The 13,757-nt window shown below is 62.8% G+C and carries 17 protein-coding genes; 8 read left to right on the forward strand and 9 right to left on the reverse strand.

Going from position 1 to position 13,757, the window contains the following annotated elements:
* The first annotated feature begins 31 nt into the window (after positions 1 to 31).
* On the forward strand, positions 32 to 391 hold the full coding sequence (trxA, locus tag LB533_RS26160) for a thioredoxin (protein WP_404928036.1): 360 nt from the start codon (positions 32 to 34) through the stop codon (positions 389 to 391).
* 134 nt (positions 392 to 525) lie between these two features.
* Positions 526 to 807: a cupin gene (locus tag LB533_RS26165; RefSeq protein ID WP_224678538.1), complete on the forward strand. Its 282-nt coding sequence runs from the start codon at positions 526 to 528 to the stop codon at positions 805 to 807.
* Positions 808 to 838: 31 nt separating this feature from the next.
* On the opposite strand, the gene LB533_RS26170 is transcribed toward LB533_RS26165, so the two are convergent.
* From LB533_RS26170 to LB533_RS26190, 5 genes are all read right to left on the reverse strand, one after another.
* Positions 839 to 2,164: a bifunctional folylpolyglutamate synthase/dihydrofolate synthase gene (locus LB533_RS26170; protein WP_224678539.1), complete on the reverse strand. Its 1,326-nt coding sequence runs from the start codon at positions 2,162 to 2,164 to the stop codon at positions 839 to 841.
* 62 nt (positions 2,165 to 2,226) lie between these two features.
* Positions 2,227 to 3,153 carry an acetyl-CoA carboxylase, carboxyltransferase subunit beta gene (gene accD / locus LB533_RS26175; RefSeq protein WP_224678540.1) on the reverse strand — a complete coding sequence of 309 codons (927 nt, stop codon included), beginning with the start codon at positions 3,151 to 3,153 and terminating at the stop codon, positions 2,227 to 2,229.
* Between the two features lie 181 nt (positions 3,154 to 3,334).
* Positions 3,335 to 4,174: a tryptophan synthase subunit alpha gene (gene trpA / locus LB533_RS26180; protein WP_224678541.1), complete on the reverse strand. Its 840-nt coding sequence runs from the start codon at positions 4,172 to 4,174 to the stop codon at positions 3,335 to 3,337.
* A 2-nt stretch (positions 4,175 to 4,176) separates the two neighbouring features.
* A complete protein-coding gene (trpB, locus tag LB533_RS26185) occupies positions 4,177 to 5,427 on the reverse strand; it encodes a tryptophan synthase subunit beta (protein ID WP_140643801.1) in 1,251 nt (416 codons plus the stop codon).
* 88 nt (positions 5,428 to 5,515) lie between these two features.
* Complete coding sequence (locus tag LB533_RS26190; RefSeq protein WP_224678542.1) at positions 5,516 to 6,175, reverse strand: phosphoribosylanthranilate isomerase; 660 nt, start codon at positions 6,173 to 6,175, stop codon at positions 5,516 to 5,518.
* Between the two features lie 111 nt (positions 6,176 to 6,286).
* Here LB533_RS26190 and LB533_RS26195 point away from each other — a divergent pair, with 111 nt between their 5' ends.
* Complete coding sequence (locus LB533_RS26195) at positions 6,287 to 6,505, forward strand: hypothetical protein (RefSeq protein ID WP_224678543.1); 219 nt, start codon at positions 6,287 to 6,289, stop codon at positions 6,503 to 6,505.
* Between the two features lie 104 nt (positions 6,506 to 6,609).
* Here the strand turns inward: LB533_RS26195 and LB533_RS26200 are convergent, their stop codons facing one another.
* The 4 genes from LB533_RS26200 to LB533_RS26215 all read right to left on the reverse strand — a co-directional run bounded on the left by LB533_RS26200 (position 6,610) and on the right by LB533_RS26215 (position 10,074).
* Positions 6,610 to 7,362, reverse strand: a complete 753-nt coding sequence (locus LB533_RS26200; RefSeq protein ID WP_224678544.1) for a M48 family metallopeptidase — start codon at positions 7,360 to 7,362, stop codon at positions 6,610 to 6,612.
* Positions 7,363 to 7,564: 202 nt separating this feature from the next.
* The gene (locus LB533_RS26205; RefSeq protein ID WP_140550410.1) at positions 7,565 to 8,047 is read right to left on the reverse strand and encodes a DUF2852 domain-containing protein; all 483 of its coding nucleotides are present in this window, start codon (positions 8,045 to 8,047) and stop codon (positions 7,565 to 7,567) included.
* Positions 8,048 to 8,164: 117 nt separating this feature from the next.
* Complete coding sequence (locus tag LB533_RS26210; protein WP_224678545.1) at positions 8,165 to 9,307, reverse strand: benzoate/H(+) symporter BenE family transporter; 1,143 nt, start codon at positions 9,305 to 9,307, stop codon at positions 8,165 to 8,167.
* A gap of 2 nt (positions 9,308 to 9,309) precedes the next feature.
* A complete protein-coding gene (locus tag LB533_RS26215) occupies positions 9,310 to 10,074 on the reverse strand; it encodes an alpha/beta hydrolase (RefSeq protein WP_224678546.1) in 765 nt (254 codons plus the stop codon).
* A gap of 218 nt (positions 10,075 to 10,292) precedes the next feature.
* Between LB533_RS26215 and infC the strand changes: the two genes are divergently transcribed.
* The 5 genes from infC (at position 10,293) to pheS (ending at position 13,727) form a co-directional block, all read left to right on the forward strand.
* On the forward strand, positions 10,293 to 10,829 hold the full coding sequence (infC, locus tag LB533_RS26220; RefSeq protein ID WP_140491142.1) for a translation initiation factor IF-3: 537 nt from the start codon (positions 10,293 to 10,295) through the stop codon (positions 10,827 to 10,829).
* A 142-nt stretch (positions 10,830 to 10,971) separates the two neighbouring features.
* Entirely contained in the window at positions 10,972 to 11,598 is a 627-nt protein-coding gene (locus LB533_RS26225; protein ID WP_224678547.1) for a methyltransferase family protein, read from the forward strand.
* Positions 11,599 to 11,787: 189 nt separating this feature from the next.
* Positions 11,788 to 11,991 carry a 50S ribosomal protein L35 gene (gene rpmI / locus LB533_RS26230; RefSeq protein ID WP_006201248.1) on the forward strand — a complete coding sequence of 68 codons (204 nt, stop codon included), beginning with the start codon at positions 11,788 to 11,790 and terminating at the stop codon, positions 11,989 to 11,991.
* Between the two features lie 91 nt (positions 11,992 to 12,082).
* Entirely contained in the window at positions 12,083 to 12,484 is a 402-nt protein-coding gene (rplT, locus tag LB533_RS26235; protein ID WP_006201247.1) for a 50S ribosomal protein L20, read from the forward strand.
* A 190-nt stretch (positions 12,485 to 12,674) separates the two neighbouring features.
* Positions 12,675 to 13,727, forward strand: coding sequence for a phenylalanine--tRNA ligase subunit alpha (pheS, locus tag LB533_RS26240; RefSeq protein ID WP_224556426.1), 1,053 nt, complete (start codon positions 12,675 to 12,677; stop codon positions 13,725 to 13,727).
* Positions 13,728 to 13,757: the final 30 nt, after the last annotated feature.

Genomic DNA, 13,757 nt, shown 5'->3' on the forward strand with positions numbered 1-13,757 from the left:
ACTGCTTGAAGAAGGGCGCGGCAACCACCACATTTGGTGCGACGAAAAATTTCGAAAGGACTTCCGCATGGCTACCGTCAAGGTCGACAAGAACAATTTCCAGACCGCTGTACTCGACGCCAAGGAGCCGGTCGTGGTGGATTTCTGGGCGGAATGGTGCGGTCCCTGCAAGATGATCGCGCCGGCGCTGGAAGACATCGCCAATGAACTCGGCAGCAAGGTGAAGATCGCCAAGCTCAACATCGACGAGAATCCCGAACTCGCAGCGGAATTCGGCGTGCGCTCGATCCCGACGCTGATGATCTTCAAGGGCGGCGAAAGAGCCGATGTTAAGGTCGGCGCCGCGCCCAAGACCGCGCTGTCGCACTGGATCAACGGCAATCTCGCCTGATCCATTCAAAATTCCTGACATCAAGCCCGGCCAATCGCGCCGGGCTTTTTGTTGGCGTCATCGGTCGCCCGCTCTGGCCCTGACATGCGGAGCCTCGATGTTTTCTGCTGACAGCAGAAGCAGGGAGAGAAAAAATGACCGGATCCGCCAAGGCCACCGTCTTCATCGACAACGAGCGCGTCATCGTCACGGAATACCGCTTCCAGCCGGGCGACAATACCGGCTGGCATCGCCATGGCCACGACTGTGTGGTCGTGCCGTTGATGGACGGCAAGGTGAAGCTTCTGACCAAGGACGGCGAATCCTTCGCCGAAATGAAGAAAGGCGCGCCCTATTTCCGCAGGGAAGGCGTCGAGCACGACGTCATCAGCGCCAATGAGGGCGAATATGCCTTCATCGAGATCGAGCTGAAATGATCGGTCTTTCCGGGCGCAGGTACTGGATGCGTCACGTCGGGGGTGTGCCGTTCTCCGCCAATACCGCGCCGGCCAGATAGAGCGAGCCGCCGATCAGGATGCGCGGCGGCGGGCCGTCCCAGGTGTCGCGCAGCAACATCAGCGCGCTGGCGACGGAACTCACCGGCTCGGCCGTCAGCCCGGCCTCCGTGGCGCGGGCCGCCAGTTCGTCGTTCGGCACGCTGGCGTCACTCAGGCTCACCGGCACCGTATAGACGTGCCGGGCGAGGCCATTGAAGGCGCGGAAATAGCCGCTCTGGTCCTTGGTGTTGATCATACCGGAGATGAGAAAAAGCGGCCTGGGGTTCTTCTCTTCCTGTTCGGCGAGCGCCTCGGCGACGACCACGCCGGCGCCCGGATTGTGGCCGCCGTCGAGCCAGATGTCGGCGCCCTTGGGCGCCAGTTCCGTCAGCCTGCCTTGCGACAGCTTCTGCATCCGCCCCGGCCAGGCGACAGTGGTCATCGCCTTCTCGGCGGCACGGTGGCTGATCTCGAAGCCGGCTGCCTTGACGGCGGCGATCGCGGCGGCCGCATTGGCGAACTGGTGGCGCCCGGGCAGCCGCGGCGGCGGCAGATCCATCAAGCCGTCATCGTCCTGATAGACCATGCGGCCGTTCTCCTCGAAGGCTAGGAAATCCTGTCCATAGACCAGGGTCGGACAGCCGAGCCGCTCGGCGGTTTCGATCAGCACCTGCTGCGCCGCCTCGGTTTCCTGCGCCCCGATGACCACCGGGCAGCCGCGCTTGATGATGCCGGCCTTCTCGGCGGCGATCAGTTCGACGCGGTCGCCGAGATAGGCTTCGTGGTCCATCGACACCGGCATGATCACCGAGACAGCCGGCCTGGCGATGACATTGGTGGCGTCGAAGCGGCCGCCGAGACCGACCTCGATGATGGCGGCATCGGCCGGATGCTCCGAAAACAGGATGAAGGTGACGGCGGTGAGGATCTCGAAAACGGTGATCTTCTCGCCGCCATTGGCCTTGGCGACGCGGGCGATGGCCTCGGCGAAGATATCGTCCTCGACCAGCCTGCCGCCGCCATCAGCCGCCAGCCGGTAGCGCTCGTGCCAACTGACCAGATGCGGCGAGGTGTGCACGTGCACGAGCCGGCCGGACGCTTCCAGAAGCGCCCGCGAAAAGGCGGCGCAGGAGCCCTTGCCGTTGGTGCCGGCGATATGGATCACCGGCGGCAGCAAGGCCTGAGGATTGCCCAGCCGCTCCAGCAGCCGTGAAATGCGGTCGAGCGAAAGGTCGAAGCCTTTCGGGTGAAGCGCCATCAGCGCTTCGATTTCACGGTCGGCGGCAAGCGTGGTCATGTAAGAGTCCTAAGCGCGCGGTAGATCGCGCGCAATCGCGGTTCGCGGCAAAGAGTGTCGCGTCAGGCCTGCGGCCGTGTTTCCGTCGCGACCACCGCCGGCGGCAGGATTTCCGGTTCCAGGGGCTTGTGCTCTTCCGGCATCTTGAGCAGCATCTTCAAGAGCCGCGCGATGGTCTGGCGCATCTCCAGTCGCGACACCACCATGTCGACCATGCCGTGCTCCATCAGATATTCGGAGCGCTGGAAGCCGTCCGGCAGTTTTTCCCGGATGGTCTGCTCGATGACGCGCGGTCCGGCGAAGCCGATCAGCGCGCCTGGTTCGGCGATGTGCACGTCGCCCAGCATGGCGTAGGAGGCAGTGACGCCGCCGGTGGTCGGATTGGTCAGCACGACGATGTAGGGAAGGCCGGCTTCCTTCAGCCGGTCGACGCCGACCGTGGTGCGGGGCAATTGCATGAGCGACAGGATGCCTTCCTGCATGCGCGCGCCGCCGGAAGCGGCAAACAGGATCAGCGGCCGCTTGCGCTGCACGGCCACCTCGAAGGCATGAACGATGGCGTCGCCCGCGGCCATGCCGAGCGAACCGCCCATGAAGGCGAAATCCTGCACCGTCACCACCACCGGCAGGCCTTCTACTGTGCCCAGCGCGTTGACGATGGCATCTTCCAGGCCGGTCTTGGCCTTGGCGTCCTTCAAGCGGTCGGTGTAGCGCTTCTCGTCGCGGAACTTCAGCGGGTCCAGCATGACCTTGGGATTTTCGAGCTGCTCGTATTTGCCGTCGTCGAGGAAGTATTTCAGCCGCTCCTTGGCCGAGATCTTCATGTGATGGCCCGAAGACGGGATGACGAACTGGTTGGATTCCAGATCCTTGTGGAACACCATCTCCCCGGTCTCGGGATCCTTGATCCACAGGTTCTCGGGCATGTCGGTGCGCCGGCCGAGCATCGAATTGATCTTCGGGCGAACGTAGTTGGTGATCCAGTTCATCGCTTCGGCTCCTGTCCTGACGAAGAGTTAGAGCAATTCCAGGAAAAGTGTGAACCGGTTTTCCGTCCGGAATTGCGGTAAAACAAAAAGATAGAGCGGCTCGGCGTTTCCGTGAAAAGGCAAACCGATCCAGCGCATGCCGCCCGGGATGGCGACGTGCACAAGACCTGAGGTAGGAAAACTATTCGGCGGCAGCAAGGCGGGCCGAGCGCACGCCCTGCGCGAGGCCGCTGACAAGCGTGGCGACGGCCTCGGCCGGGTCGGCGGTCTTTTCACCCTTCGGCCCCAGCACATTGGCGACCGCATTGACGATCGCGGTGCCGACGACGACACCGTCGGCATTGGCGCCGATGACGCGCGCCTGTTCGGCGGTCTTGACGCCGAAGCCGACGCAGACCGGCAGATCGGTATGGCCCTTGATGCGCTTGACCGCCGCAGCCACTTTGCCGGTGTCGGCCAGCGCGGAACCGGTGATGCCGGTCATGGACACGTAATAGACGAAGCCGGACGTGTTCTGCAGCACCTTGGGCAGGCGCTTGTCGTCGGTGGTCGGCGTTGCCAGCCGGATGAAGTTGATGCCGGCTTTCAGCGCCGGGACGCACAACTCCTCGTCCATCTCCGGCGGCAGGTCGACGACGATCAGCCCGTCGATGCCGCTGGCCAATGCGTCCTTGAGAAAGCGGTCGATGCCGTAGATGTAGATCGGGTTGTAGTAGCCCATCAGAACGATCGGCGTCTCATTGTCGCCGGTGCGGAAGTCAGCCGCCATCTTCAGCGTCTTGACCAGCGTCTGGCCGCCTTTCAGCGCCCGCAAGCCCGCGGCCTGGATCGCCGGGCCATCGGCCATCGGATCGGAGAACGGCATGCCGAGTTCGATAATGTCCGCGCCGGCCGTTGGCAGCGCCTTCATGATCGACAGGGAGGTCTGATAGTCCGGGTCGCCGCCCATGAAATAGGTGACGAGTGCCGGGCGGCCTTCTGTCTTCAGCTTCGCCATGCGGCGGTCGATGCGGGTCGTCATGATCAGATCTCCATCCCCAGCATCGAGGCTACCGTATGCACGTCCTTGTCGCCGCGGCCGGACAGGTTGACGATGACGATCTGGTCCTTGTCCATGGCGGGCACGATCTTCACCGCATGCGCGATGGCGTGCGCCGATTCGAGCGCCGGGATGATGCCTTCGACACGCGTCGTCAGCTTGAAGGCTTCCAGCGCCTCGTCGTCGAGGATCGGCACATATTCGACGCGGCCAGAATCGCGCAGCCAGGAATGCTCCGGCCCGACGCCGGGATAGTCCAGGCCGGCCGAGATCGAATGGCCGTCCATGATCTGGCCGTCGGCATTTTGCAGGAGATAGGTGCGGTTGCCGTGCAGCACGCCCGGCGCGCCGGCGTTCATCGAGGCGCAGTGCTCGATGCCGTCGAGGCCACGCCCGCCAGCCTCGATGCCGATGATACGGACATCCTTGTCGTCGAGGAACGGATGGAACAGGCCGATGGCGTTGGAGCCGCCGCCGACGGCGGCGATGATGGTGTCGGGCAGCCGGCCTTCCTGTTCGAGAATCTGCGCGCGCGCCTCCGAACCGATCACCGACTGGAAGTCCCGCACCAGCTCCGGATAGGGGTGCGGGCCGGCGGCGGTACCAATCAGGTAATAAGTGTCCTCGACATTGGTCACCCAATCACGAAGGGCTTCGTTCATGGCGTCCTTCAGCGTGCCGTGGCCAGCGGTCACCGGCCGCACTTCGGCGCCGAGCAGCTTCATGCGGAACACATTGGGGCTTTGACGGGCAACGTCGGTGGCGCCCATATAGACGACGCAGGGAAAGCCGAAACGGGCAGCGACGGTGGCCGACGCCACGCCATGCTGGCCGGCCCCGGTTTCGGCGATGATGCGCGTCTTGCCCATGCGCTTGGCCAGCAGGATCTGGCCGAGGCAATTGTTGATCTTGTGCGAACCGGTGTGGTTCAGGTCCTCGCGCTTGAAATAAACCTTTGCGCCGCCCCCGAGGCCCTTCGCCGAGGAAACTTCACGAAGATGTTTCGTCAGGCCTTCGGCGAAATAGAGTTTCGACGGCCGCCCCGCATAATGGGTCGAAAGATCGGTGAGCTCGGCTCTGAAATCCGGATCGTTCTTGACCTCGTTCCAGTGCCGTTCGAGGTCGAGGATCAGCGGCATCAGCGTTTCGGCGACGAACCGACCGCCGAAAATGCCGAACATGCCCTGTTCGTCGGGTCCGGTGCGGAAGGAATTGAGTGTCGCCGGCTTGTTCATCGCCGATCTCCTGGCATCTCGATTTTCTTAAGCATGTCCTGTCGAAAACCGTTTTCCACTTTTCGGGACATGCTCGGGTTTGAGCCGGTCAGGCGGCGCGGTCGTCTCGCGCTGCCTTGACGGCCCGGAAAAACTGCTCGATCAGCGCCGGATCCTTGACGCCCGGTGCGCTTTCCACGCCGGAGGAAATATCAATTCCGGGCGGGCTGGCAAGCCGAAGGGCATCGCCGATATTGGCGGCGTTGAGCCCACCGGAAAGCATGTAATCGAGCCCGGCGTCAAGGCCAGCCAGGATGCGCCAGTCGAACGCAACGCCATTGCCGCCCGGCAGCTCGGAGCCCTTCGGCGGCTTGGCGTCGAACAGGAACCGGTCCGCGACCCCGACAAACGGTTTGATGCGCTCGAGATCGGCGGCTTCGCTGAGCGGCAGCGCCTTCATGACCGGCAGGCCATAGCGGGCTTTCAATTCGGCCACGCGCTCAGGCGTTTCCGAACCATGGAGCTGCAGCATGTCCGGGCGCATGCGGTCGATGATCTCGTCCAGGAACGCATCATTGGCGTCGACGGTAACGGCAACCGCCAAAGCCTTGCCGCGGGCGGCTTCGCGCAGCCGCCCGGCTTCAGCCGGTTCGACGTAACGCGGGCTCTTGGCAAAGAAGATGAAGCCGACATGGCTGGCGCCGCCGGCCAGCGCCGCGGCCATCGCCTGGTCGGTCTTCAAGCCGCAGATCTTGATGTCGAGTGCCATGGCGCGGGAATTGGCATGAAATCGAGGCAGAGTCGAGAAAAAGCATATTGTTTGCCGGCGGGGCCAAAGACGCTACCTATTCATCGGAAGCATGCGAGGCGGGAGAACATCATGACTGACAGAACCGTTGCCGAACTCAGGCTGAAGATCGCGCAGGCGCGCGAAGTGATCGCGCATTTGATGGACAAGGCCGCCTTCAACGGCGCCGAGGCGCATCGGGCGCTCGATTATTTCGACACCGACGCCTTCGATCGGAATTTTTTACCCTGGCCGCATCATAGCGAAGAGGGGCTGCGGCCTGAAGAGCTTAACGCCGCGAATGACGATTGAGTTCGTGCGGCCAGTAAGAACGTAAACGCTGGCGCGACAGGAGGTGTGAAGGATCACTACGCAACAGCTCATCCTCAGGCACCGTGCGACGCTTCGCGATTGCGCTACTCGAAAACGATCGCCTGCAGGGCGCCGCCATTGCGCTTCAGCCAGTCCTTGCAGCGGTCGGTGTCGGGACAGAGCTTTTCGCACAATTTCCAGAATTTCGGGCCGTGGTTCATCTCTTTCAGATGCGCTACTTCATGCGCGACGAGGTAGTTGATGACGGGCGGCGGCGCCATCATGATGCGCCAGGAAAAGGACAAATTGCCTTCGGAAGTGCACGAGCCCCAGCGGCTGGACGTATCCTTGTAGCGGATCGCCCTGGCGCGCTTGCCAAGCGCTTCGGTGTGCCTGGCCACCAGCTTCTCGATCTCCTTCTTGGCCTCGCGCTTCAAAAAATCGGCGATGCGGCGCGGCAGGTGGATGCGCTCGCCGTGCACGATCAGCAGCGGGCCGCGTTCGTCGCGCGACACGGTGACGGTGCCGCGCCTTGACGGCTCATGCACGATGCGGTGCGGCACGCCGCGGATTGGTATCTTGATGCCCGGCCGTACCTGCGGCCGTGTCGGCACCTTGGCCAGCCGCTGCTCCAGCCAGTCCTGATGACGGTCGAGGAACCGCTCCACCTCGCCGCGGCGCAGGCCCGGCGGCACGGTGATACGCAGACCCTGGCCGCCGGAATCGATGCGCAGCGTCAGACGGCGCGCCCTGTCGCTCTCGACGATCTTGAGCGGCAGCGTGCGGCCGGCGACGCAATATTCGCGCTCCACGACAGGCTTGGGCTTCGTCAGATTGCGGAAGAATCCGAGGGTCATGGCCGGACGATACGCGATTCGAGAAAAACGAATAGAACAAAAAAGCAACGGCGCCGCTCGCGCGGCGCCGTTTTTTTACAATCAGGTCTGCCCGACCGCGCCACGCGTCCTGTGGGACGCACAAGCGACAGTGTAGCACTTAAAAGTGGCGCGTGACCCTTGCCGAAAATCGGTTCCGGTTTTCGGAGGCATGCGCCGGGCTTCAGTCGTCAAGCAGGTTCGAGCCCTTGCCGCGCTTGGTGGGGGCCGTGCCGGTGCTTGGGTCGGATTTCGCCGGCGCGGTCGACTTGTTGCGGTTGGCCATGAAGCGATCGAACTCGTCCTGATCCTTGGCGCGACGCAATTCGCGGGCGTAGTCGTCGAACTCGGTCAGCATCTCGTCGAGCTTGCGGCGTTCCTCTGCCAAGCGCTCAAGCTCCTTTTCGCGCCAGTCGTCGAACGCGACGTTGCCGGTGCGGGCGGAGCCGTGGCCCCAGCGCGCGGCTTTGTCGGAACCGCGGCGGCAGCCGGCGAAGATGCCGTCGGTCGCGCGGTTGACGTCACGCTTGAAGCCCTCGAGCCGGTCGCCCCAGATGATGTAGGCGAGCATGGCGAAGCCGAGCGGCCAGAACACCATGAAGCCGATCACCATCAACGCGATGGTTGCCGGCGTCCAGGCCGGGCGGATCAATGCAGATGTGTTCATTTTCTCCCATTCCTTCGGTTGGAGACAGCCAGGACCGGCTGCGTGGAATCGAAATGGGAAGGCAAAAACGGCGATTCAAGACAATGTCGGCTAAAACCGGACAAGCTGCTGAAATGATTATCGCTTTTTGAGCATATCGAGGAAAAGCACGACCAGCCCGGCAATCAGTCCCCAGAATGCGGCGCCGACGCCGAACAAGGTCAGCCCGGAGGCGGTGACGACAAAAGTGACGGTGGCGGCCATGCGCTCGCTTTCGTCCTTGAGCGCGATCGCCAGCGCGTTGGCCAGCGAGGCCATCAGCGCGAGGCCCGCCACCAGCACGATCAGGCTCTGCGGCAGGACCGCGAAGATCGCCACCAGAGAAGCGCCGAAAATCGCGAAGATCAGGTAGGCAAACGCATAGAACGGCCCGGTCTTCCAGCGCTCGGTGGGGTCGGGATGAACGTCGGGCCCGGTGCAGATAGCCGCCGAAATCGCCGCCAGATTGGTGGTCGAGCCGCCGAACGGCGCCGAAAGCAGCGAAAACAGGCCGGTGATGCCGATCAGCGGACCGGGTTCCGGATGGTAGCCGGCGGCGCGCAGCACGGCGAGGCCCGACAGGTTCTGCGAAGCCATGGTGACCAGGTAGAGCGGCACTGCCAGGCCGATTATCGCCTTGGCGGTGAACACAGGCGCAATCACAGTGAGCGTCGACAGTTCAGGAGTGGGCAAACCGCCGACGCGGCCGGTGAGAAACGCGGCGAGACCGCCGCCGACCAGCACTGCCAGCACCGACAGCGCCGGATTGAACAGGCGGATGACGAAGAAGGCGGCGATCAACGGCAGGATCAGCCAGGGGTCGGCGGGGACAGTTTTGACCGCATTGAGCGCGAAGGTGACGACAATGCCGGCCAGCATTCCTGAAGCGACCGAGGGCGGTATCCCCGAGATCAGTTTCGTCAGCGGCCGGAACAGCCCGGTGGCGACCAAAAGGATGCCGGTAACGATGAAGGCGGCGACGGCCTCGCCGATCGAAAAGCCGCTCGACGCCGCCAGCAGCGCCAGGCCCGGCGTCGACCAGGCGGTGATGACGGGCATTTTCGTTCGCCAGGACAGCCAGAGGCTTTCGACCGCCATGGCCAGGCAGATCGTGGTCACCCAGCTCGCGGTCTGAATTTGCGTCGCCTCGACCGCGTGGGCGGCGGCAATGACGATGGCCAGCGTGCCGCCGAAGCCGACGATGGCCGCGACGAAGGCCGAGATCGGGATGGAAAGGCGCATCGTCACTTGCCCTGCGCAGCCATGTCGCCGACCGCCCGCACCAGCATGTCGAGATCCTGCGGCCGCGACAGCCGGTGGTCGCCGTCCGGGATCAGCGACAGCGTGACATCGTCGGCCGGCAGCAGGCTGACCAGCTTCAGCGCATGGCTCGACGGCACGTCCCGGTCGGCCAGGCCCTGCAAGACGTGTACGGGGCAGTGTGTGTCGAGCGGGCCTGTCATGACCAGGTTGTCGCGCCCATCCTCGATCAGCGCGCGCGTGTAGATGTAGGGCTCGGTGGAATAGTCCGACGGCTCCTCGAAGAAGCCTTTTTTGGCAAGGTCGCGCTTCTGCGCTTTGGTCAGCACCGGTTCGACCAGTTCTGCGGTAAAATCCGGCGCCGGTGCTAGAAGCACCAGACCGACGACGCTTGCGTCGCCTGCCTTGCGCAATTCCTGCACCATGCGCAGGGCGATCCAGGCGCCCATCGACGAGCCGACCAGGATCTGGCTGCCGCTGGTGAAATGCCGGAACACGGCCAGGCTTTGCGAAAGCCATTTCGAGATCGTGCCGTCGGCAAAGGCGCCGCCGGATTCGCCGTGTCCGGAATAGTCGTGACGCAGGAAGGCGCGGCCGTCTTTTGCCGCCCAGTCCGAAAGCGTTTCAGCCTTCGTGCCCAGCATGTCCGACTTGTAGCCGCCGAGCCAGACGACGCCAGGCGTCGCGCCCGCAATATGGCGCACCGCGATGCTCGATCCGTCGATATCCAGAATGACAGGGGCAGTCATGGCTTTTTCCTCGCGCCGTCTTTCGGCGCAGGGTCTTGTGACACAGCCAGTGGCGTGGCGAAAAGTGCTCGCCATCTTTCTTTGTTTGGTGCAGGCAGCGATCAGGTGATTTTCTGTCAATGCTGTGCTATTGACTCCGCCCGCGCGCTCCCCACATTGGCGCGTCCACATATCAAGACCTGCAAATCCAGAACGAAACGGCCAAGGAGACCACGACCATTCGCAGACCTTTCAAAGCAGCGGCGCCGACCAAGGATGGGCCGCGCTCCAATCGTGACATCCGGGTTCCCCGGGTCCAGCTTATCGACGCCGAAGGCCAGAACCGTGGCGATGTTTCCATCAACGACGCATTGCTGCTCGCCGAAGAGGCAGGGCTCGATCTCGTCGAGATATCGCCCAACGCGCAGCCGCCCGTCGTAAAAATCCTCGATCTCGGCAAGTTGAAATACGCCAACCAGAAGAAGGCGGCCGAGGCGCGCAAGAACCAGAAGGTCATCGAGATCAAGGAGATCAAGATGCGCCCGAACATCGACAGCCACGACTACGAGACCAAGATGAAGGCGGTGCGCCGCTTCTTCGAGGAAGGCGACAAGGTCAAGCTGACATTGCGCTTCCGTGGCCGTGAGATGGCGCATATGGAGCTCGGCATGCAGCTTCTGAACAAGGTGCGTGAGGAAGTGGCTACCATCGCCAAGGTCGAAGCGGAGCCGAAGCTCGAAGGCCGCCAGATGATGATGGTGCTGGCGCCGCGCTAGATCACGATAAGGTTAGCGCGGCCGACGCGCTCCAATTCCGCCTGAATTGTGCTACAGGGCGTCCCGGCGATCGGCGGGACGCCCATTTCTCGGCCATAGCTGCGGTCGCCGGCTAAGCTCTTCGACGATCGGATTCCTCCCCTTGGACAAAAAACTCAAATACGGGCTGGGTAGCTACCAGCGCACGCGCCGGCTGGTGCTTGCCGTGCTCGTCCTCGTGTTGTTTGCGGCGCTGCTGTTCGGTCAATCGACCTTCCCGCCCGATACGCCCGTGCATGAAACCATCGAGATGTTCGGCGTGCTGCTGATTTTCCTCGGCATCGTCGGGCGCCTGTGGGCGACGCTTTACATAGGCGGGCGCAAGTCGTCCGAAGTGGTGACTGGCGGACCCTATTCGATCACCCGCAACCCGCTCTATGTGTTCTCGACCGTGGCTGCCGCCGGCGTCGGCGCGCAGATCGGCTCATTTACCGGGATTGTCCTTTTCGCGGTCCTGTGCGCCGGCGCCTTTCACATCGTCATCCTGCGCGAGGAGAAATTCCTGCGGCAAGCGCTCGGCGCGCCCTATCAGGCCTATCTGGCGAAAGTGCCACGCTTCTTCCCCAACCTCTCGCTTTACGATGAAGGCGAGACCGGCAGCTTCAAGCCGCGCCTTTTGTTGAACACGCTGCTCGACGGGCTGGTGTTCCTGGTGGCGCTGCCGGCCTTCGAACTGATCGACGGCGCCCAGCAGTCGGGCCTGCTGCCGGTGTGGTTCACGCTTCCCTGAGGGGGACAGAGCGTCGCACGACCCGCACGGCCTGAGGTGTTGCGCGCCGGCTATCTTTGACGTATAGCACCGCCGTTCTAGAAAACCGCCCGGCAGGGCATGCCGTGGCGGTTTCATTTGCTTTTCGGGCTTTGGTCGGCCCGAAGCGAACAAGAAGCGCGATGGTGCGCCACAATACGGAGTAGCAAAATGCCCAAGATGAAGACCAAATCGGCCGCCAAGAAGCGGTTCAAGATCACCGGTACGGGTAAAGTCCTGTCGGCTGCGGCCGGCAAGCGCCACGGCATGATCAAGCGTTCCAACAAGTTCATTCGAAATGCCCGCGGCACGATGGTTCTGGCTGAACCGGATGGCAAGAAGGTCATCAAGAATTTTCTGCCGAACGGCCTCTGAGCATTCGGCCGAACACGAATTTGTTTTACGCAATTCCGAACGGAAAACCGCAAGGCACTTTTCCTGGAATTGCTTTTAAGGAGATCATGACATGGCACGCGTAAAAAGAGGCGTCACCTCGCACGCCAAGCACAAGAAGGTCCTGAAAGCCGCGAAAGGCTTCTACGGCCGCCGCAAGAACACCATCCGCATCGCCAAGCAGGCGGTGGAAAAGTCGCTGCAATACGCCTATCGCGACCGCAAGAACCGCAAGCGCTCCTTCCGCGCGCTGTGGATCCAGCGCATCAACGCCGCGACGCACGAGCACGGCCTGACCTATGGCCGCTTCATCGACGGCCTCAACAAGGCTGGCATCGAGATCGATCGCAAGATCCTGTCGGATATGGCCATCCACGAGCCGCAGGCTTTCGCCGCGCTCGTTGCCAAGGCCAAGGTTGCTCTTGAGTACCTCAAGAACACCACCCCGAATGCTTTTGAAAGCGCTGTCGCCTAAGACCAGCGCTTCCCAAGCATTCGAAATTCTGATTTGGGGAACCCGCGCTGGCACGGCTGGCGCGGGTTCTTTTGTCTCTGCCTGAAATTTCACTTTTAAAGTGACTTTCACTTTAAAGCCGACTTCCAACGTAGCGAGTTTGACCGTGAACGACGCAACTACTGGCCTGGATACGCTCGAAAATTCCCTGATGGCCGACATCGCATCGGCGTCTGACGAAGCGTCGATAGAAGCCGTGCGCGTGGCAGCCCTTGGCAAGAAGGGGTCGATCTCGGAAATGCTGAAGACGCTCGGCTCGATGAGCGCCGAGGAGCGCCAGGTCAAAGGCCCCGCCATCAACGGCCTCAAGAACCGCGTCACCGATGCGCTCACCGCGCGCAAGGCGGAACTCAGGGATGTTGCCATCACTGCCCGCCTCGCCGCGGAGAAGGTCGATGTGACGCTGCCGGTGCGGCAGTCGCCGGCCGAGCGCGGCCGCATTCATCCGATCAGCCAGGTCATCGACGAAATCGCGGCGATCTTCGGCGATCTCGGCTTCGCCATCGCCGAAGGGCCGGATATCGAGACCGACTATTACAACTTCACCGCGCTGAATTTCCCGGAAGGCCACCCGGCGCGCGAGATGCACGACACCTTCTTCTTCCAGCCGGACGAGAAGGGCGAGCGCAAGCTGTTGCGTACCCACACCTCGCCGGTGCAGATCCGCACCATGGAGAAGCAGAAGCCGCCGATCCGCATCGTCATTCCGGGCAAGACCTACCGGCAGGATTCCGACGCCACCCACTCGCCGATGTTCCATCAGGTCGAAGGGCTGGTGATCGACAAATCGGCCAACGTCGCCAACATGAAGTGGGTGCTGGAGGAGTTCTGCAAGGCCTTCTTCGAAGTGCCGTCGGTCAAGATGCGCTTCCGGCCGTCCTTCTTCCCGTTCACCGAGCCAAGCCTCGAGGTCGATATCCAGTGCGACCGCTCGCGGCCAGGCGAGGTGCGCTTCGGCGAAGGCTCCGACTGGATGGAGATCCTTGGCTGCGGCATGGTGCACCCCAACGTTCTGCGCGCTGGCGGGCTCGATCCCGATGAATATCAGGGCTTTGCCTGGGGCATGGGCATCGACCGCATCGCCATGCTGAAATACGGCATGCCGGACCTGCGCGCCTTCTTCGATGCCGATGTGCGCTGGCTGTCGCATTACGGTTTCCGGCCGCTCGACATGCCGACTTTGTTCGGGGGCCTGAGCGCGTGACGGCCAAGACGACGATTCCTGCTGCGATAC

This window comes from Mesorhizobium sp. BR1-1-13 (genome assembly GCF_020165515.1).
In the GTDB taxonomy this organism is placed as follows: domain Bacteria; phylum Pseudomonadota; class Alphaproteobacteria; order Rhizobiales; family Rhizobiaceae; genus Mesorhizobium.